The following is a 19,301-nucleotide window of genomic DNA, read 5'->3' on the forward strand; positions in this document are numbered from 1 at the left end:
CCCGAACAGGACCGTGAAACGACTCTACGCCGATGATAGTGCGGATTCCCGTGTGAAAGTAGGTAATCGTCAGGCTCCCTAAGCCAGAAACCCCCGCCCGAAAGGCGGGGGTTTTTGCATTTGAGCGGCAGAAATGCGCTGCCGCGCAAAGGCGGGCGAGATCAATATCCAAGGGGCCATTATCCTTGTACTCTTCGCCTCGAATATCGTATCGGGTGTTGGACAAGCCGCATGTAGGCGTCGAGAAGGTGGAGCAGATTAGCTTGCCTCTGATTTCCTTAGTAAATCGATGATTTCCCTTGTCGAGCTTTCTGATTTCATATCAATAAATCTAAAATCTTGTAGCAAAGGTGGTAAATCATCGATCGACAAATCAATATTCAATACGACAAAATTCTTTTTTCCGCTTCGCATCAATTTTTGGAAAAAGTAGTTTGCCTCTTTGGTGGGCCATCCAGATTTTGAATCAACAAAATTCTTCGAAAAGAACAGCAAGCCGATCTGACTGCTTGCCAGACCTTCATTAATTTTATCGGTGATGCTATCGCCAGGATCGATCTCGTATCTAGCCGCGGACGCAGCTCCAACACTTGCGATAAAGAGTCTTTCTCATTTGGTGTGAGAGTTAATTTTGGCATCTCAAGTCCCCGATTTGGATGCTACCGCCCATTGATCCCTAACGACGCGGGCTTCTACATGTTCGAAAACTACACCAGGTCAACACTGATGCGGGCTGCCCGAACGCAGCGGGCATTGCACCGGCGATTTTTCACTATGTTTGTCAGTGATTTTTCACTGACCTGGCGTGTTTTTCAGTTTCGGTGTCACACCCGACAGCCTTTGTAGGTTGTCGTAGATGGTGAAAAGTACGCCCTTGATTTTATGGAAGTTTTTCACTAACTCTGACACAGCCATCCAAACCATGTGTCACTATTCGTGAAAAAAAGCGGCAGGATTGTCGCAAAAGGTGAAAATTCCCGAGGGTGGGTCGCCACGTCCCGTTAGCTGGTTTCGACTGACCCTGTCCCCCGATACGGCCGGCCCCACTGCGATTTCCTCTGTGGAGCACGGCCATGAAATCGGATCGGATCTGTGCCGCCTGCGGCGCACCCTTCACTCCGCTCTTACACATCCCTCATCAACGCTTCTGCTCGGCCAAGGCGTGCCAGCGTGCTCGCCGGCGTGAATGGCAGCACCAGCGCATGCGAGTCGATCCCGACTATCGCGAGAACCAGATCCGCGCTCAGGCCAGTTGGCGGGCCCGACATCCTGATTACTGGCGGCACTACCGCGAGACGCACCCGGCCTATCGCGATCGCAATTGCGCGATGCAGCGACGACGAAATGCAAGGCGCATTGCTAGTGCTGTTGCAAACATGGACGTGTGGCCGGCCTGTCGCCCGCTGGCATCTGGGTTCTACATCCTGCGTGACGTGGTTGAGGCCGGCGTTGCAAAGATGAACGCGTGGACCGTGCACATCGCCGTGCTGTCTGAGCCGAGACCTGTTCCTGCGTGATTGCAAAGAGATGACGTGTTCGACAACGGTTTATGGCCTGCTACCTTGCCTGTGTACTCGCTCGCATTCGACGTCGTTGCAAGGCGCGACGCGTTCGCCGATACAAGTCCCTGTAGTTGATGTCGAGGACGGCGCAGCGAGGAGCGGTTGCCGGTGGGAGCTGGATCGTGGACCTCGATTGCGCATGCGAATCCGTTGGCGAGCAGGCCTGCAGGATGCGGGCTGCTGAATACGTTCGGATGTCGACGGAGCACCAGCAATACTCGACGGAGAATCAGCGTGATCGCATTCGCGACTACGCTGCTCGTCGCGATCTCGAGATCGTGCGGACCTACGCCGACGAGGGTAAAAGTGGTTTGCGTATCGATGGGCGCCAAGCGCTGCAGCAACTGATCCGGGATGTGGAAACCGGCATGGCCGACTTCCAGGTGATCCTCGTCTACGACGTAAGCCGCTGGGGACGATTCCAGGATGCAGACGAAAGTGCCTATTACGAGTACATCTGCCGGCGCGCAGGCATCCAGGTCGCCTATTGCGCCGAACAGTTCGAGAATGACGGCTCGCCAGTTTCGACGATCGTCAAAGGTGTGAAGCGTGCAATGGCCGGTGAGTACAGCCGCGAGTTGTCAGCGAAGGTCTTCGCTGGTCAGTGCCGGTTGATCGAGCTCGGTTTCCGGCAAGGCGGCCCTGCAGGCTACGCGTTACGCCGGATCCTGGTGGACGAGCATGGCCTCATGAAGGGGGAATTGCAACGCGGTCAACACAAGTGCCTGCAGACGGACCGCGTCATTCTGATGCCGGGCCCGGACAGCGAGGTGCGTATCGTCAACCTCATCTACAGCTGGTTCATCAATGAGTCACTCAATGAGCACGAGATCGCCGCACGCCTGAACGGCATGAACGTTCAGACGGACCTTGGGCGTCCTTGGACTCGGGCGACTATTCGAGAGGTGCTGACCAACGAAAAGTACATCGGCAACAACGTCTACAACCGTGTGTCGTTCAAGCTGAAGAAATCTCGTGTCACCAATCCGTCGGAGATGTGGATACGCAAGGAGGGTGCGTTCGAACCCATCGTGCCGAGCGAAACGTTCTATACAGCGCAGGGCATCATGCGGGCGCGCGCCCGGCGCTACTCGAGTGAGGAGCTTATCGAGCGTCTGCGAAATCTGTACCGAAGCCGAGGCTTTCTATCGGGCGTCGTGATCGACGAAACGGAGGGCATGCCGTCCACCTCGGTTTATGTATATCGCTTCGGCAGCTTGATTCGTGCGTACCAGACGGTTGGCTTCACGCCAGGCCGTGACTATCGTTATATCGAGACGAACCGCTTCATTCGGCAACTGCACCCGGAGATCGTTGCCGAGACCGAAAAGAAGATCGCGGATCTCGGCGGATCCGTGTCGCGTGATCCGGCGACCGACCTGCTGACCGTGAATCGGGAGTTTACTGCATGCATCGTGCTGTCACGGTGTCAGGTGCGCGGCAGCGGCCGTAACCGCTGGAAGGTGCGGTTCGACGCGAGCCTGCTGCCGGATATCACCGTGGCAGTCAGGTTGGACCAGAGCAACTCGACGGCGCTCGACTATTACCTGCTGCCGCACATCGACTTTTGGCAGCCTCGTATCAGCCTCGCGGACTGGAATCCGATCGAGTTCGAGAGTTATCGCTTCGACACGCTGGACTACTTATACGGTATGGCACAGCGTGCTCGGCTGAGGAGAAGAGCATGACTCAGCGTGAGCAGCCCGGTGAGGTTCGGATGATCCCCATCAGCCAGATCGAGGTGATCAATCCTCGCGAGCGCAATGGTCGCGTCTTCGACGAAATCGTCAGCAACATCAAGACGATTGGCCTGAAGAAACCGATTCTAGTCACGCCACGGGCAACGGCCAGTGGCGTGGAGAAGTATCTCCTCGTATGTGGGGAAGGACGACTGAAGGCATTCCGATCGCTTGGGGAAACGACGATACCAGCGCTGGTAGTGAGCGTGAGCGATGAAGACGCGTTCATCATGAGCCTGACGGAAAACATCGCGAGACGGCAGTGCCGACCGCTCGAGCTGCTCGCCGGCATACGCGAGCTGCAGGAGCGCGGCTATGCACCGAAGGCGATCGCCGAGAAGACGGGGCTCACGCAGCACTATGTGCAGGGGATCCTGACGCTGCTGCATCAGGGTGAAGAGCGCCTCGTGATCGCAGTCGAGAAAGGCCGAATTCCGCTGAACGCAGCGTTATCGATTGTTGGTGCCGGCGACGACGATGAGGCGATCCAAGCGGCACTGCAGGAGGCATATGAATCGGGGAGATTGCGCGGGCGCCAGCTGATGGACGCTCGGCGCGTCATCGAGCGAAGGAAAGCGCTCGGCCGCACGGCGAATCGAAACATGACGCGCAAGGTGATGGACGTGACCACATCGAGCCTCGTCCGAACGTATCAGCATGAAGTTGAGCGGCAGAAGACGATGGTGCGGAAGGCAGAGTTTACGCAGCAGCGGTTGCTGTTCATTGTCGGCGCCCTCAGACAGCTATTTGCCGACGAGAACTTCGTCAACCTGCTGCGCGCTGAGGAACTGGCGACGTTGCCGAAGTATCTGGCGGAACGTGTATGGCCGAGCGGGAGTCCAGCATGACCGGCGTAGCACTTGGGTTCATTCCGGAACCACTGTCCGTTCCGATCACGAGCATCCTGCCGTCGCGGCGCACACCCGCCGGCATGATGATCTCGCGCAAGTTCAAGCAGATCAGAAGCTCCATCGAAGAGGTGGGCTTGATCGAGCCGCTTTCGGTGACGCCGGTCGACCAGGCATCGGGCAACCACGTCCTGCTTGATGGACATCTGCGATTGATTGCATTGCAGGAGCTTCAGTTCAACACCGTTTCTTGCCTAGTTGCCACGGACGATGAGAGCTACACGTACAACAACCGCGTCAATCGACTATCGACCATCCAGGAGCACTTCATGATTCGTCGGGCCGTCGAAAGGGGAGTGTCCCCGGAGCGACTCGCGAAGGCGCTGTCGGTGGACGTGTCGCAGATCATCAAGAGGATGGCATTGCTGGATGGGATTTGTGCCGAAGCGACTGAGCTTCTGAAGGACCGGCAGTTTTCGCCGGAGCTCGCGCGAGCTCTACGCAAGATGAAACCGACACGCCAGGTTGAGTGCGTCGAACTGATGGTGGCAGCGAACAACCTGTCCGTGTCGTATGCGGAAGCGTTGCTCGTTGCTACACCAGCTTCTCGACTGGTCGAAGGGAAGAAACCGAGGAAGCTTGCTGGCGTAAGCCCCGAGCAGATGGCGAAGATGGAGCGGGAGATGAATAATCTGCAGGGGCAGTACAAAGTGGTCGAGCAGACTTATGGACAGGACGTGCTCAACCTCGTGCTCGCAAAGGGCTATCTTGGTCGCTTGCTGGAAAACGAATCGACACTACAGTACCTACTGCAACATCAGGCAGACTTGTTGATGGAGTTCCAGGCGATCGTCGACACGATCACCTTGGATCAGCAGAAGCTCGAACCTACCGGCCACGAGATAGAAAGTTGACTTTGCTACCATCGTCGTCCCAGGCAATTCGCGTGGAGGGCGATCAATGACCGGCGCCAACGTGGCCTCGCTCGAGAATGTGTTCGGCGATGGGCTGGTTGATACTTCGCCGCACTCATAGTGCTCGCAGAGCTTGCCAGCAAAGGCTGTTACCGACCCGTGTTGTGCCTCCTACGCGACTCCGGCGCGCTCGCGCACACGCACGCTTCAGGGGGCATATCGACGTGACGCCGGTGCGCCTCTGCCCGCGCCCCGCGGCCGTCGACGCGACAAGCAGGACACAGTGACGTCCGGCGATTCCCGTATGCCATAAAAAATGCCAGGCAAACACGAACGCCAGACGCCAGCGTCGATCGGAATGGAGTCTCGTATGGTGCTTCAGTTTGCGCAGAGGCACGCCGCGACGAATCAGGATGTCAGTCAAAACCTGAATACGAAACCATGCCACGGAATGCAAGCCAGTCTGCGCGCAACAATTCGGGCGGCGATACAATATTCACGAAACGCGGGATTCGAAAGGCGCGCGTAGTAGGGCGCGCGAAAGTTGACATGCAATACGCGGAATGCGTATCGGACCACTGTGGCAGACTCCTGCCGCTCAACCTGGCGAAAAGATCATGGACGCAAACGACGACAACAGCGAGACATATGTCATCGAGGCCAGCGAGGAGGTGTCGTACAACACACTCGCGCGCGAGATTTACTGGCTGTGGGATCAGGCGCACCAGCCTGGTACATTGCTTAATACTGAGGCCAAGGCACAGAACTGCGCCGTCGATCTGGAGGCAAGCGGTGAACGGAGCCTTTCGGTTTCGAAGAGCGCGGCGGGACTCGATCACTCCACTGTGGAACTCGTCGTGACATTCCTTGGTGGCGGATTCGCTCATACGGTCGGCAGAGGCGCGGCGACCGCTTCGCGCGATCTCTGGTACAAGGTCATCCTTCCGTATCTCGTGGACAGGTACGGCACGAACGCGCTGAAGCGTAAACCCAAGAGTGACCGTAGCAGGGACGCCGACCGGGACGGCGAATAACTGTTCTTTGCTATCGGGGGAGCAGTGAACGGCCAGATCAAGTGGGAACGAGTGCCACAGCTAACAGCACGCCTCATCGCCATCGAGGCGCTGCTCGAACAAGGGGATCAGCTTCCGGGTGTCTTCAGGGATGGTAGAGGCCTTCTTGGCACGTACGACAACCTAGCAGGCCATATTCCACCGGTATCGGTTCTCGGTCAGCCGCCGCTGGAGTCCAGGCTTCAGGCGTTCTGGCGTATGGTGCAGAGCGTTAGTCCCCGCCAAGGTCTTGTCGGACATGCACTGGGACTGTACGACAGCCTCGACGCCCTCGCGACGCGCGATATCTGCGCCTCATGCAGCCCCGGCTCGCCGTGCACGGGTGAGAACGCTCGCGCAGACAGCCAACGTATCGCGTCGAAGGGTAAATGCCTTTCGCCGTTATGGACGCTTTGCGAGCTGGCCGAAACTCTGACGATCACGCAATACCGGCAGGTGCTTGGAACGACAGCGAATTTGCCAGCCGTGCAATTCCAGACCGGGTATCACACCGATCCAAACAATCTGTCTGAGGTCGCTTTCAGCGCTATGACCCGGGAATCGCACGACGGAGCGGGTCGGGACATAATTATTTCGTTCATCCTCGAGAAGCTGCGTCTGGACGACTTCGAGCAGCTGCTCTACGCGCTTGTACACGAATATTTCGTGCATGCCATGTGCGGCGTGCCCCTCGACTCTGGGGACGCGGACCTTTCCGATTCGTTTCACGAGGGGTGGATGGACACTATCGCCTTCCTTGTCCTCGAGCGTTACCTGCAGCCGGGACGGGAGCTGTCCCCCGCGATCGGAACGGACCTAGAAGGCTTTCGGGACAACAGCAGAAGGGCTCACCTCCGGCGTCACGACAACCGGAAATCCGGTTGCGCTCCTGCGATCCATGCAAATGCGCTCGGGCGGCACACGGCACGTCGGTTCGTGGCCTTTTGCGAAGGGGCGGCCGGCCCCGAGGCCGGAATCACACTCGCGATCGATTTTTCCGTTGCAATGAACGCTTCGCAGGCCAACGACGCGTTGCGCGGAGACTTTGTTAGTAACGTGGCCAAACGGCTAGCGGGAGGCTCCGGGATCGCCGATGCGCTGGTAGATCGGACGCTGACTGATGCGATTGACGCCTACCGCAGGTACTCGCAATTTGCGGTAATCGTGAAAGCATTTTGTAATTGAACACTTAATCGTTCATTTGCGTAATAATGCTTCCGTAGCTATACCAGGATTCCTGGGGGCCAAAAATGTCTATACGAATCAAGATCCTTGCTGCGGCGGTCCGCGAGCGGACATTCAGCATCCCAGACCTCGCCGAAGCTGCCAATGCCAGTGTCGCCACGGTAAGGAGCGTCCTTCGACGGTCTCCGGAGTCGTGGTTCGTCCAAGATAAGCAAAAAAGAAAGGGCAGGCGGGGCGCGCCCACGATCTCGTACTCGCTGACGTCCGTAGGCCGGGACGAAATTGAACAGTACCTTCGTGAGGCTTCCCTCTCACTTGTGCACAATCTGCCCGGGGGTAACCCAGGAGAAGAAGAGGATGAAGAGGCGGGAATCTTCATTGGCGCGGCCAACGAGTACATTCGACGGGCCGAAGTTCGGTTGGACGAAGGGCGGATTGAGCCGGTAACAGGACTGCTCGACCAGGCAAAGCTTGCGTTTGAGGCAGCGAGCAAGTCTGCCCTGTCAAAGGAAGAATTGTTGGCCATCTTGGCAGGCCAGCAACGGCTACTCGGCCTCGAACGCAAGCTTCGCTTCCATAAGCCGACAGCCTGGCTACCTAACAGCATGACTCGCGATGAGAACAATACAGCGGGGTCATTCTCCGTGTCGGCTGCGATAACTTCAGCTGTGATGGGACCTTCGCGGCTGGGAGAATTCGCACTGAAACTACCTGAGATCCCTCGCAGAGAGGGGCGTTTTGGAATAATTGGCTCCGGTGTAGCCTCAAGTGAGTCAATTGGCTATCAATTCCGATTTCAGGAGGCAGAGCATCTAAAAGGTTTGCTTCTTAATGTGCGCTGGTTGTACAACGTGGCTTTCGAAAGATATCTCGCAAACTCACAACCACTCGCCATTCTCGGCGCGATTGGGGATCAGCTATCACTATGGGACAACGCTGCACCCTCCTCTCCGACACGATACTGCGACGAGTTTCGCAACTCGTGCTATTCGAACGCTAAGGCCGGTTGGCGGGTCACGTCAGCGGATGTGTTTGATGTCGATGAGCGAACTAACGAAGAGCATGTCCGCGCTGTAGATCTTTTCGCGTATGAACACGTATTTCCGTCCTATGGCACCGACATTGACTATGCGACACGAATAGCCAATATCGGGTTTCGGGAACGCTCGTCGTTTCAGCGGCTACGTGATGACATCTCCAGGCTATTCCATCGTAGATTGCGTTCGGCGATATCGAAGGTGGAGTCAGTCAACAACATTGTTTCCACTCAAAACGACTTTTGCGTGGTTATAGTGAGTCAAAAGACGTCCGCAGCGCGAGAGGTTGCGGCATTTGTAGATGCATCTCTTCAGGCGCTCGTGGCGGGTTCAAACGGCATCAAAACCATGAACCTTGATGAGATGTGGAACGACGCTGCACTATCTATGGCATACGCACCTTTGGTTCTGTTTGCGATCGACTCCTCCTCAAACTCCGGAAAGCGCTCCAGCAGCCACTCGATGCGGGATATCTTCGAAAGAGTCTCCAGCCACAATCCCGTGGTGGTGTTCGACGCATCGTCAAGTATCGAGGTAGCGGAAGCCGTGAAGACAACCAGTGCTGCCTATGTCTCTCATGCTACGGCACTGACAGCTGTTGACCTCTTCAAATGTCTGGATGAGACGGTTGGGCCGTACAACAGTACAGGTACAACGCAGCCATAGCCTTTTAAGACCGGCCTTTGTCACTAATTCGCCGCGTTCTTGAACGCGCACCGAGAGCCAATGTAGCGTAGCCCACTTTAGACTGGGGGTGGCTGCGCTCGCGCGCATGTGGATGTAAGGTATACGGCGAATTTGCGTCAGCTGCTGCCCCGGGCAGCTTTGCAAATACATGTTGTCGCCTATGCGAATCTCTACTGCTGGCCCAATCAATCTGGGCATTCACATTTTCTGCATGAAATTTGATTTTTTGTCGCGTTGCAAAATTCAACGCTTTAAGTGATTAGCTGCCTGAGCCATACAGTGGTGGTCGCCATGACGTACTGGTGTATCGAGTACAACACCCAGCGGCCTCACTGCTCGCTCGCGTACCTCACGCCCGAGCAGTTCGCCCGGGTCCATGAGGTAACCCCGCAGTTTTTAACCGTGGACTCTAGCCGTCGTTCGGGCTAAAACCGGGGGCAAGTCAGTACCGAAAAAATCCGTACTCTAGTGTAGTAGATTTGGAGCGGCGGCCTCCGGGTAATCAAATCAAGGCAGCAATGGCAGTCCCAGCTCAGCGAGGAATTCGTTGTGCTGCTCGGTGGCTATCTTGATTTTCTTATCGAGTGAAACTAGGTCGGCATGCACCGCGGCGAGGTTGATCTCCTCCTCGATCACGGCCGTGCTCACATAGCGTGAGATATTCAAATTGAAATCGTTCTTCTCGATTTCCTCCATACTCACCCGCCGCGAGTAGCGCGCGTCTTCCTTACGGAACTGGTAGGTGTCGATAATCTTGTCGATGTGCTCGGGAAGCAGGCGGTTCTGCCGCTTGCCCTTCTCGAAGTGTTCAGCAGCGTTGATGAACAGCACGTCGTCCGGCTTCTTGCACTTCTTCAGCACCAAGATGCACACCGGAATACCGGTCGAGAAGAACAGATTGGCCGGCAGCCCGATCACCGTGTCGATGTGGCCGTCCTTGAGCAGCTTGGTGCGGATGCGTGCCTCTGCCCCGCCACGGAACAATACGCCGTGGGGCAGGATGATGGCCATCACGCCGTCCTGCTTCAAGAAGTGGAAGCCGTGCAGCAGAAAGGCAAAGTCCGCAGCCGACTTCGGCGCTAGGCCATGGTTCTTGAAGCGGACGTCCTCACCCAGCGCTTCTGTCGGTTCCCAGCGATAGCTGAATGGTGGATTGGCGACCACCGCATCGAACTTCGGCATCTTGGCTGGGTTCGTCTCGCGCAGCATGTCCCACTCGTTGAGCAGCGTGTCGCCGTGGAAGATATCGAACTCGGAATCCTTCACCCCGTGTAGCAGCATATTCATGCGCGCGAGGTTGTAGGTGGTGATGTTCTTCTCCTGCCCGTAAATCTTGCCGATACCATGTGGCCCCATGCGGTGGCGCACATTGAGCAGCAACGACCCTGAGCCGCAGGCGAAGTCCAGCACGCTGTCTAGATTTTTGCGCTGACCGGTGGCCGGTTCCTGCCCGTCTAGCGTGACGATGGCAGACAGAATGCTGGAAATGGGCTGCGGCGTATAGAACTCGCCGGCTTTTTTGCCGGAGCCAGCGGCAAATTGGCCAATCAGGTATTCGTAGGCATCACCCAACGTGTCGCTATCGGTGGAAAATTGCGCCAGTCCTTTACCAATTTCGCTGATGATCTTGCACAGGCGTGCATTGCGCTCGTCGTAATTCTTCCCGAGTTTATCCGAGGCGAGATTAATCTCGGAAAACAGTCCCCGGAAGGTGCTGGCGAAAGATTCTGTTTCGATATATCCAAAGCCCTTTTGAAGCGTGTTCAGCAGGTACTCGCTCTGCTCGCGCGCCATCTCCGCGATGTTGCTCCACAGATATTGCGGCTCGATCACGTAATGCACCTTGCGACGCATTTGTTTTTCGAACTCAGGGACATCCTCCAGATTGCCCTCATACCAAAGCTGCAGCGGCGTGGAAGCCGAGCTCTCGAGTTGGGTGGGGTAGTCTGCCCCAAGCTCCTTTTTCGTAGCGGCCTCGTAGTTGTCAGACAGGTAGCGCAAGAAGAGGAACGCCAACATGTAATCGCGGAAATCGTCCGCGTTCATGGCGCCGCGCAATTGGTCGGCAATTGCCCAAAGGGTCTTTCCCAGCCTTTGTTTTTCGAGATCGGTCATAGTGTGTCTGCGCCCTCAACGGCTTGAGGAAATAAATCTGAGTTGAAGGGATAGCGATTCAGGAAGTCATACAGGATCTTCCGGAAGTAAGCCTTGTTCTCGTCCAGCATCTGCTGGGGCTCGAACAGTGAATAGTTGCCGTGACTCAGGATGTTGATCAGGCGCGCGTGCAAGATGCCATCAGGATCATCGTCTTCCTGCTTTATGCAAACCGAGAAGTTCTTGTGGCCGTGAAAGCTCGCCGTCTTCTCCAGAATGGTGCGCAGCATGTTGAAGTGATGGGTGAACAACCGGTCTTCCTGCACAGCCTGGTACAGCTCGGCCAGAGCTGCTACATGGTGAAAAAACGGCGTGTCGCCCGTTTCTTCACGCAACATATAGCCGCCATCTGTCGAGTTTTTGTTGACGAAATAGCGCTTTGCATTCTTCAATTCATTGCACAGCACATTGAAAAACAATGTGTGGTGCGTCGAAAGAACGGTCTTGAGCTTGCCGTTGGGGTGTTTGAGCAGTTGAGCTAGGTGATTGGCCACGGCAATAGCGTTGTGCTCATCCAGCGACGAAATCGGGTCGTCGATATAGAGATATTTAACCCACCTGTAAGCTTCGATCTCCCAGTCCGTAGCCAGTTCGACGATGGCAAGGAAAAAGCACCAAACAAAGATGTTTTCCTCACCGCGCGAGACCTTAATATTGTCGATTACCTGCCCGTTCACCGTGCGCGAGAAATGCACCGCCAACTCCTGCGTGTCGATGCGGAAATCGAAATCCGCGTAACGTCGCAGCAGCGGGCGAATTCGGTTGTCCATCTCGAGCTCAGCCAAGCCGACAAAGAAACGCGAGTCCGCGTTGAGGGTCAGCCGTCGGTCACTGTCACCGTCAAGGTCGTTGTCCCAGTGGAATAGGTCCTCGGTGAAAGCATTGAAGTAGAGCGTGTCGCGCGTTGCATCTTCTCCCTCACCCTGCTTGCCAAGGTTCTTGAATTCCATTGACAGGCGGGTCTTGCCGGTGCCGTTATAGGCATAGAGCAAGATGACCTTCTTGTTCTCCAATTCGTTCCGCAATTGGGCGGCCAGCGCAGCCAGGTCGGCGAAGGACTGTCCTGGCTTCACGCGTACACCTCATCGGGCCCTGGAAACAACAGTTGCATCAGGCGCTTCTTATGAGTTTTGAGGGTGTCAATCTTGCTGTTATGGACCGAAATGAGGCCGTCGAGGGAAGACAGGCTATCTGCGATTCGCTCCTGCTCAGAAGGCGAGGGGCATAGCAAAGGCACCTTGGCGAAGTCATCGTAGTAAAGACGTAATCTGTCTTCGGTCAAACCTCTCGAATGCGCAGTAAGAACTCGAAGCGTTTCTGGCAGCTTAAGCAAGAAATAGAAAAAAAGAGGGTTTACGCCTGCTTGCGGTTCGAGCACGATGTATGCGGGGCTAACCATGCAATCTAAAGGCGCAACTCCCAATGCACCTTGCCACATTCGCATCATGTTGTACGCAATATCGCCTCTGCGTACTATTTTGTTTCCGCCGGACTCTGCAACATCCTCGATTCTACGATCGAGTGAAGCGCGTGGCACTAACCCGTCGTTCATGGTTACGGAGTAAATTGGGAGCCTTGATTCCCCTTTTTCAGTTCTGTTTGAGAAGATTTGGCCGGCAGCGATTTTCGTCCAGTTACCAGCTTTCCGAAATTCCGGAAATCGCAGACGTGGAACGGTCTTTCCATCGCGGGGGAAAAGCTGCTGCATCAGGCCCTTTTTTTGAGTCTTGAGCGCATCGAGCTTTTGGGTTTCCGCTGTGATCAGTTTGTCGACGGAAGTTAAACTGTCGGCGATTTTTTGCTGCTCTTTCGGCGTGGAAACTGGCAACGGCATGTCCATAAAGTCATCATTTGTGATGCTAATGCGGTCATGTCTTACCCCGGTACTTGAAGCTCGGCGCATGTAATGATGCCAATGCGTCGACTTGAAATAGTGAGCAAAAAAATCGTTGTCGCTGCTGGCGAACCGGAAGACGGTATATAGGGGAGACATTACCCCCGTGCCAACATTGTTTTTGGAAATCGGTCCAACCGGCGCACTCGTCGACATGCGTGGGTTATAAACATAGTCGCCATTTTCAACAATGTAATAGCCTTCAAGATTTCCTTGATTGGCTATGTCTTTTTCGAAGTAGTCACGCTGATCGATCACGCCGTGCTCAGCGGAATTGGTTAGCACGCGAGTGTGTTCACCCTTAGCATTCTTGCTAGTGGATCGTTTAGCTAATTTTTTTAGCGGTTCAGCCTTCCACTCCACCGCCTCTCGAAACTCGGGAAAGCGCAACTGTGGCACCAGTACCCGTTTTTCGTTGTTCTCTCTGCTCATCGCGTCTACGTCCTTATTGCTCATACGCACTCAACCCCGAAATCTCGCGTCCCTGAGTGAGCTTGTGCAGCAGCGGCGTCAGGTCTTCCACCAGTGCCAATTCTTTTTGCGTGCGTGCCTTCCAGCCCAAGCCCAACGGTGCCATCAGCTCGCTCAGTGCTTCGCCGTCGAAGATGCTGCGGCGAAGCACTTCGTCCACAAAGGCTTGCAGCACATCCGCGGCCAGCCCGTGTTTGATCGCGATGTCGGTGAGTTCGCGGGCCTTCTTCTCGGCCTTGAAGCTCTCGTAACCGGCGCGGATTTGCGTTTCATCCAGCGCCTCGCCCACCGGTAGACCACGGATGTATTGGGCAATGTCCTCGCGCTCGTCGATGAACTTGGCGTCGGACTGGATCAGGCCGATAAGCTGCTCGCGGTTCAGTGTGAGTTTGCCGGGCTTCTCCTGTGTCATGCGGGCGATCAGCCCCATGATGTAGTCGTAGTCGATGACGGCAGAAGCAAAGAGGACAAACTCGAAATCGAGCTGCTGCACCTCGGGCGGGGCCAGATCGCCTTCTTTGTCCTGCTGCTCCTTGAGCCGTTTGGCGGTCTCCAAATACACACCTTTGAAACCTTGCAACTGCTCGGGTGGCGTGATCTGGCTGATCTGCGTTTTCTGCTCCGCGCTCAGGTCGGTGTACTGATCGAGCTGGGTCTTGAAGCGCTGCACTTCCTTGAACAAGTTGACGAACTGGCTGCGCGCGGCGTCGCCCTTGAGGTTAGCCACCTCTTCCGGTGCATTGACTAGCCCCTGCGACTGCATGAAGTCGGCCAGCTTCTGGGTGGCCGTCTGCAGACTGTCGATGACCTTGGGGGCAGGATCCACCAGCCAGATCTCGCGAGGATTGTCGATCTTCTCGCCGGAGAATAGCGCAATGGCTTCTTCCACGGGCTTTTGCTGTTGACGAAAGTCCAGGATGTTGCCGTAGGGCTTGCTGTCGTTGAGCACGCGGTTGGTACGCGAGAAGGCCTGAATTAGCCCGTGGTGCTTGAGGTTCTTGTCCACGTACAGGGTATTGAGGTACTTGGAGTCGAAGCCAGTGAGCAGCATGTCCACCACGATGGTGACATCGATCTTCTGGGCGTGCGGCAGATCGGCATTGGGGTATTGCTGATCCTTGATGCGTTTTTGCACGTCCTGATAGTACAGATCGAATTCGCCGATACGGTGGTTGGCGCCACAGCGAGCGTTGTAGTCGGCAATGATGCGGGTGAGTGCGGCTTTCTTGCCTTCGGGGTCCTCTTGGTTGTCTTCCTTTTCCTGCGGCAGGTCTTCCTGGATCTGCTGCACGTCCCTGTTGCCCTCGGCCGGCGGGGAAAATACGCAAGCCACGTTTAGCGGCTGGAATGTGTCGTCTTCTTCCAGCCTCTTGGCCTGAAGCGTTTTGAAAGCCTCGAAATACTCTATGGCGTCGTTGATGCGGGAGGTGGCCAGTACGGCGTTGAACTTGCGCCCGTTGGTGGCGGCATCGTGCTTGGCGAGGATCGTCTCGATGACCTTGGCCTTGGCCAAGCCTTCACCGGGCTTGGGCGGATTCTTGCCCTCGGGCTTGAAGTAGTCCACGTGGAAGCGCAGGACGTTGCGGTCTTCAATGGCGTGGGTGATGGTGTACTGGTGCAGGCAGCGCTGGAAGAGGCCGTCCGTGGTGCGGTAGCTGGCCTGTTGCCCCTCGACCTGTTGGTAGCTGGCGTTCTGCTCGAAGATGGGCGTGCCGGTAAAGCCGAACAACTGGGCGTTGGGAAAGAACTCCTTGATGGCCTTGTGGTTCTCGCCGAATTGCGAGCGGTGGCATTCGTCAAAGATGAACACCATACGTTGGTTGCGCAGTGGCTCAAGGCGTTCCTTGTAGTTGCGCTTGTTGGTGCCGTCGAGCGCCAAACCCAACTTCTGGATGGTAGTGACGATGACCTTGTCTGCGTAGTCGTCAGACAGCAGGCGGCGCACCAGCGTTTCGGTGTTGGTGTTCTCTTCGACGCACCCCTCCTGGAAGCGGTTGAATTCCTCTCGGGTCTGGCGATCTAGGTCTTTGCGGTCCACCACGAACAAGCATTTGTCGATGTCCGGATTGTCCTTAAGCAAGGTCGAAGCCTTGAATGAGGTGAGCGTCTTGCCGCTGCCCGTGGTGTGCCAGATGTAGCCATTGCCGCAGTTCTGGTGGATGCAGTCCACGATGGCTTTGACGGCATAGATTTGGTACGGCCGCATCATGAGCAGCTTTTGCTCGCTGGCCACCAACACCATGTAGCGGCTGATCATCTGCGCCAGGGTGCACTTAGCAAGAAATTTCTCGGCAAAGCTGCCCAGTTGCGTGATCTTCTTGTTGTCCTCGCTCGCGAACTGGTAAACAGGCAAGAAGCGTTCGTCAGCATTAAAGCTGAAGTGGCGCGCGTTGTTGTTGGCGAAGTACCAGGTATCGGTGCGGTTACTGACGATGAAGAGCTGGATGAAGCACAGCAGCGTCCTGCCGTACCCGTTGCCGGGGGCGCTTTTGTAATCGACGATCTGCTGCATGGCCCGGCGCGGGCTGACGTCTAGGGTCTTCAGCTCAATTTGCACCACCGGCACACCGTTGATCAGCAGCATCACATCGTACCGGTGATGGCTGTTGTCGGTGTTGATACGCAACTGATTGACCACTTCGAAGTCGTTCTTGCACCAGTCGCGGATGTTGACGAGGGTGTAGTTCAACGGCGTTCCGTCATCGCGCTCGAAGCTGTTGATGTTGCGCAGCGTCTGGGCGGCGTTGTAAACGTCGGGAGTGGTGATGCTGTCGAGCAGGCGCTGAAACTCGCTGTCGGTCAGTCGGACCCGATTGAGCGCCTCGAACTTCGCGCGGAAATTGGCTTCGAGAGCGGCGCGGTCACGGATTTCGGGCCGGTAACTATACTTGAGATCGCCAAGCTTCGTGATCAGTTCCAGCTCGATCTGGTTTTCTGTCGAGGTCATGAATTCGTTCCTGCCATAGATGGCCCGTTGGATTGCCGGGCAGTCTGCCTCGGGTAGTTCATCGAAACCACGTCGGGCGCACCCTTTGGCTGCTTCATTCTCGCTCTCGTTGATCCCAGGGAAGGTCTTACTTCTTGGGTCAACGACTCGCAGCATTTTTGCTTCCCCGTGTCGCGGACCTTGGATTATATCGGTACAGCCCGGTACATTCGGGTCAGTCAGCGCTTCGGCTGTAGCTAAACGGCCGGCTTGTTACCCAGGCTGCGTGAGCAGGCCGTCAGACCGCAAGAAGCCCCGGTTGAAGTTTCTGGGCATAGTCAGCGACAGGGCGCTAATGCTCGACATGTGGTCATATCTCCGCTAGCTGACATCACCCACGCACGTAGTCGGCCTAGTCAGAGCTAGCAATCGAGAGAGAGGTGATTGAAACATCGGCGTGCAAAGGGCAACCGGACGCGCAAATGTCCAAATTTCTCTGCTGACGAATGCCGTTAGTTGACGGACTTGGGCTGACGTGTGTGTGGCCGTCGGGCCTTGTGTTGCATCTCGTCACTGGTGGTTCGACGACAGGTGGGTGGGGATGTCTGAAGCTCATCGCTACCCGTATGCAGCCCTGTTTGCGCGTGCGTCATGAAGAGCGTGATGCCGGCCACCGTGCACTCGGAAATATTCATCCTTCGCAACGGGGTCAATTCGTGAGTTGATAAGCTTTACTTTCCAGCCGGCCGTTCTTCCGCCGAGCAGTTCCCACAGCAGTTGAAGATCAACTGGATGGTCGTAGCAAATCACCGGGCGCTGTTTTAGCCCGGTGAACATTGACATCCAGATTCGTACCGCGTCACGCAAGGCTGCTCGTTCCATTACTTGCGTTGGATCTGCGCCTAGCAGGGGCAGGACGCTGGCCCGAACAAAGGCGCTGCAAGCGCTCCTATCCACATGCGCTTGCTCCGCATAGAACTCGGGTCCATCCTCGGCGACCATGGCTACGCTTATCAAGCGCGGCGCGGCGATATCCGTAAACTCCGTGTCGATGAAGATTCTCCGCTCCCATGGATGTAAAGTACCCACGCATCATCTCCTACAATTTGTTTGCTCGTCAGGCCGAGCAATTTCTGATGGTCGTTTAAATTTCACTTAGGTCTTGATGGAAGTGTTAAGTGCTTCTGACGCAAGCTCGACGTCTCGACGACGATAGATGTTCTGGCGGCTACCATCCGCTTTCGGACCACAAATCGGCGCTATCCCTATGTCGGAAAACATTGCCATAACGGCATCAACCGACAGAGACGCAGTCTTAGCAAGCTCGATCGCAGTCACATAGCGTTGTTCGAAGTCCAATAGGGCGGCTGGCGTAATCAGAGTGACGGTTCGTCGCCCGCGAATGGCTACTTGTCCTTTTAGTAGACCAGATTTTACTAAGTGATACGCAACATCTTGCTTGATATGAAGATGAACTGCCGCTTCGGGAATTGTCACGCCCCCGACGCAACATTGTTGTCGATGCCAGTTGAGGAATTCCTCTCGTCCAAAAATTGCGCCGGCGATTCCTCGGGCACTCTCATCCCATCGACTCAAGTTGATATGCTGCTCTTGTACTGCGCGAATGAGGGATACGAATTCTGCTCGCTGCGACAAAAAATATTTGCTGACTTCGGCGAACGAAATCTCGCGATCTGGACATGCCACAGCTTCGCCGCAACTTTTGATGCTATCGATCAACTCCGACGCCTCGCTACGCCGGAAAAGCGACGTCGAGATCAGTCCGTGAGTTACGGTCCTACGTTTCAGTATGCCAACGTCAGCGAGTTGTTCTACCCGGGGCATCGAAATTCCAAGAAGTAAGCTCATGGTCCGCAGGCTGATCTCATCCGCGAGCTCTTGCTTAAGCGACGAAAGGGCGGTTCGCTTGATTAGGGTGAAGTGCCGTCGGACGCCTCCCGGTTTGGGGATCTCCGTAACGCCGACTCGTGTGGTCAAGGCATGAAGGGTCGCAGCTCGGATTCCAAGTTGACGAGCGGCAACGGTTGCGGCGACATACGCCTGCGATTGAATATCGCCATCTGTCGCCCAATGACGGCGCTTGTCCAGAGTATTCATGGACTGGTCACGCATGTACCCCCGGAAACCGTCGAGAAGGAAGTTCAGATCGGGCGCAAGTTCGTGAAACAAGAACTTCTTTAGTCGACGCACGCGCGGTGATTGCAGCGAAGTCTCGGCGGCGTCTCGGATCGATCGCTCTTCCTCCCGAAGAAAGTCGTGAAACTTATATGGCCAGTCGGTCAAGCGTGAATAGGCAGCAGCTACAAGTCGGGAAGTATCCGACAGCGTAAGGTTGCGCCACTCTTTGGGCGTCAACATGTACTCAGTTGTCTCCGTCGTCGCGCCAAGGTGGCAAATCAACGACGCGACGGAGGGCAAGCTGAGATCTTCAAGCGCGCTAATCCGTCGTCCGACCGCGTCCTCCTGCACACCGGTCGCTCTCACAAACGCATGCCAAATATGGAGAGCGGCGTCGACGCTAGAGCGACTCGCGTCGACTTGTTCCCATGACGAGATCTCACTGCCGCAGCGACATCTCATCATCGACGCTCGCCTCCAACAAAGTTTGCTCCCACACGCAAGGCATGTGTCTACCAACTCCGTGCCGTGTATGTGGCAAGCGACGTATAGGCGATGTTCCCATATTGCTCGCCAGTACGGCGCCGTTAGCAGGCACGCAACGCAGCACCTTGCTCGCCGGCCAAGACAAAATTTTTGGTCAAATCCTGGCGGAACTACGACAGGCGTGCCCAACTCACCGAGCCATTTGGG

At 55.9% G+C, this 19,301-nt stretch carries 15 protein-coding genes; 8 read left to right on the plus strand and 7 right to left on the minus strand.

Translation table 11 applies throughout. The features are described from left to right. Nucleotides 1-258: 258 nt before the first annotated feature. Nucleotides 259-597, minus strand: a complete 339-nt coding sequence (locus G3N93_RS42420; RefSeq protein WP_206132861.1) for a toll/interleukin-1 receptor domain-containing protein — start codon at nt 595-597, stop codon at nt 259-261. A 476-nt stretch (nt 598-1,073) separates the two neighbouring features. Here G3N93_RS42420 and G3N93_RS09290 point away from each other — a divergent pair, with 476 nt between their 5' ends. The 8 genes from G3N93_RS09290 (at nt 1,074) to G3N93_RS42425 (ending at nt 9,453) form a co-directional block, all read left to right on the plus strand. Then, entirely contained in the window at nt 1,074-1,517 is a 444-nt protein-coding gene (locus G3N93_RS09290; protein WP_206132844.1) for a hypothetical protein, read from the plus strand. A 119-nt stretch (nt 1,518-1,636) separates the two neighbouring features. Next, nucleotides 1,637-3,250 carry a recombinase family protein gene (locus G3N93_RS09295; RefSeq protein ID WP_206132862.1) on the plus strand — a complete coding sequence of 538 codons (1,614 nt, stop codon included), beginning with the start codon at nt 1,637-1,639 and terminating at the stop codon, nt 3,248-3,250. Further along, a complete protein-coding gene (locus G3N93_RS09300; protein WP_046544129.1) occupies nt 3,247-4,149 on the plus strand; it encodes a ParB/RepB/Spo0J family partition protein in 903 nt (300 codons plus the stop codon). Before G3N93_RS09295 ends, G3N93_RS09300 begins: the two co-directional genes overlap by 4 nt. Continuing rightward, nucleotides 4,146-5,063, plus strand: a complete 918-nt coding sequence (locus tag G3N93_RS09305; protein ID WP_206132845.1) for a plasmid partitioning protein RepB C-terminal domain-containing protein — start codon at nt 4,146-4,148, stop codon at nt 5,061-5,063. The genes G3N93_RS09300 and G3N93_RS09305 overlap by 4 nt, the downstream gene beginning before the upstream one ends. Nucleotides 5,064-5,680: 617 nt before the next feature. Beyond that, on the plus strand, nt 5,681-6,097 hold the full coding sequence (locus G3N93_RS09310; protein ID WP_206132846.1) for a hypothetical protein: 417 nt from the start codon (nt 5,681-5,683) through the stop codon (nt 6,095-6,097). A gap of 24 nt (nt 6,098-6,121) precedes the next feature. Continuing rightward, on the plus strand, nt 6,122-7,300 hold the full coding sequence (locus G3N93_RS09315; RefSeq protein WP_206132847.1) for a hypothetical protein: 1,179 nt from the start codon (nt 6,122-6,124) through the stop codon (nt 7,298-7,300). Nucleotides 7,301-7,365: 65 nt separating this feature from the next. Then, on the plus strand, nt 7,366-9,003 hold the full coding sequence (locus tag G3N93_RS09320) for a hypothetical protein (RefSeq protein ID WP_206132848.1): 1,638 nt from the start codon (nt 7,366-7,368) through the stop codon (nt 9,001-9,003). A 312-nt stretch (nt 9,004-9,315) separates the two neighbouring features. Next, nucleotides 9,316-9,453 carry an integrase core domain-containing protein gene (locus G3N93_RS42425; protein WP_206132849.1) on the plus strand — a complete coding sequence of 46 codons (138 nt, stop codon included), beginning with the start codon at nt 9,316-9,318 and terminating at the stop codon, nt 9,451-9,453. 78 nt (nt 9,454-9,531) lie between these two features. Here G3N93_RS42425 and G3N93_RS09330 read toward each other — a convergent pair whose 3' ends face one another. The 6 genes from G3N93_RS09330 to G3N93_RS09355 form a co-directional block, all read right to left on the minus strand. Beyond that, nucleotides 9,532-11,139 (minus strand): type I restriction-modification system subunit M, encoded by a 1,608-nt coding sequence (locus G3N93_RS09330; protein ID WP_206132850.1) that lies wholly within the window; start codon nt 11,137-11,139, stop codon nt 9,532-9,534. Continuing rightward, nucleotides 11,136-12,251, minus strand: a complete 1,116-nt coding sequence (locus G3N93_RS09335; RefSeq protein ID WP_206132851.1) for an AAA family ATPase — start codon at nt 12,249-12,251, stop codon at nt 11,136-11,138. Before G3N93_RS09335 ends, G3N93_RS09330 begins: the two co-directional genes overlap by 4 nt. After that, nucleotides 12,248-13,528 (minus strand): restriction endonuclease subunit S, encoded by a 1,281-nt coding sequence (locus tag G3N93_RS09340; RefSeq protein ID WP_206132852.1) that lies wholly within the window; start codon nt 13,526-13,528, stop codon nt 12,248-12,250. The genes G3N93_RS09335 and G3N93_RS09340 overlap by 4 nt, the downstream gene beginning before the upstream one ends. Continuing rightward, nucleotides 13,518-16,490, minus strand: a complete 2,973-nt coding sequence (locus tag G3N93_RS09345) for a type I restriction endonuclease subunit R (protein WP_206132853.1) — start codon at nt 16,488-16,490, stop codon at nt 13,518-13,520. The genes G3N93_RS09340 and G3N93_RS09345 overlap by 11 nt, the downstream gene beginning before the upstream one ends. 597 nt (nt 16,491-17,087) lie before the next feature. Continuing rightward, nucleotides 17,088-17,558 carry a 3'-5' exoribonuclease gene (locus tag G3N93_RS09350; RefSeq protein WP_206132854.1) on the minus strand — a complete coding sequence of 157 codons (471 nt, stop codon included), beginning with the start codon at nt 17,556-17,558 and terminating at the stop codon, nt 17,088-17,090. A 66-nt stretch (nt 17,559-17,624) separates the two neighbouring features. After that, complete coding sequence (locus tag G3N93_RS09355; RefSeq protein WP_206132855.1) at nt 17,625-18,848, minus strand: hypothetical protein; 1,224 nt, start codon at nt 18,846-18,848, stop codon at nt 17,625-17,627. Nucleotides 18,849-19,301 lie beyond the last annotated feature (453 nt).

It is taken from the genome of Burkholderia sp. Se-20378 (assembly GCF_017104665.1).
Lineage (GTDB): Bacteria > Pseudomonadota > Gammaproteobacteria > Burkholderiales > Burkholderiaceae > Burkholderia > Burkholderia lata.

Excerpts from the sequence above, each read along its gene's own strand:
- G3N93_RS09290 (WP_206132844.1), top strand. The coding sequence starts at position 1,074 with ATGAAATCGGATCGGATCTGTGCCGCCTGCGGCGCACCCTTCACTCCG.
- G3N93_RS09295 (WP_206132862.1), top strand. The coding sequence starts at position 1,637 with ATGTCGAGGACGGCGCAGCGAGGAGCGGTTGCCGGTGGGAGCTGGATC.
- G3N93_RS09300 (WP_046544129.1), top strand. The coding sequence starts at position 3,247 with ATGACTCAGCGTGAGCAGCCCGGTGAGGTTCGGATGATCCCCATCAGC.
- G3N93_RS09305 (WP_206132845.1), top strand. The coding sequence starts at position 4,146 with ATGACCGGCGTAGCACTTGGGTTCATTCCGGAACCACTGTCCGTTCCG.
- G3N93_RS09310 (WP_206132846.1), top strand. The coding sequence starts at position 5,681 with ATGGACGCAAACGACGACAACAGCGAGACATATGTCATCGAGGCCAGC.
- G3N93_RS09320 (WP_206132848.1), top strand. The coding sequence starts at position 7,366 with ATGTCTATACGAATCAAGATCCTTGCTGCGGCGGTCCGCGAGCGGACA.
- G3N93_RS42425 (WP_206132849.1), top strand. The coding sequence starts at position 9,316 with ATGACGTACTGGTGTATCGAGTACAACACCCAGCGGCCTCACTGCTCG.
- G3N93_RS09330 (WP_206132850.1), bottom strand. The coding sequence starts at position 11,139 with ATGACCGATCTCGAAAAACAAAGGCTGGGAAAGACCCTTTGGGCAATT.
- G3N93_RS09340 (WP_206132852.1), bottom strand. The coding sequence starts at position 13,528 with ATGAGCAATAAGGACGTAGACGCGATGAGCAGAGAGAACAACGAAAAA.
- G3N93_RS09345 (WP_206132853.1), bottom strand. The coding sequence starts at position 16,490 with ATGACCTCGACAGAAAACCAGATCGAGCTGGAACTGATCACGAAGCTT.
- G3N93_RS09355 (WP_206132855.1), bottom strand. The coding sequence starts at position 18,848 with ATGTTGACGCCCAAAGAGTGGCGCAACCTTACGCTGTCGGATACTTCC.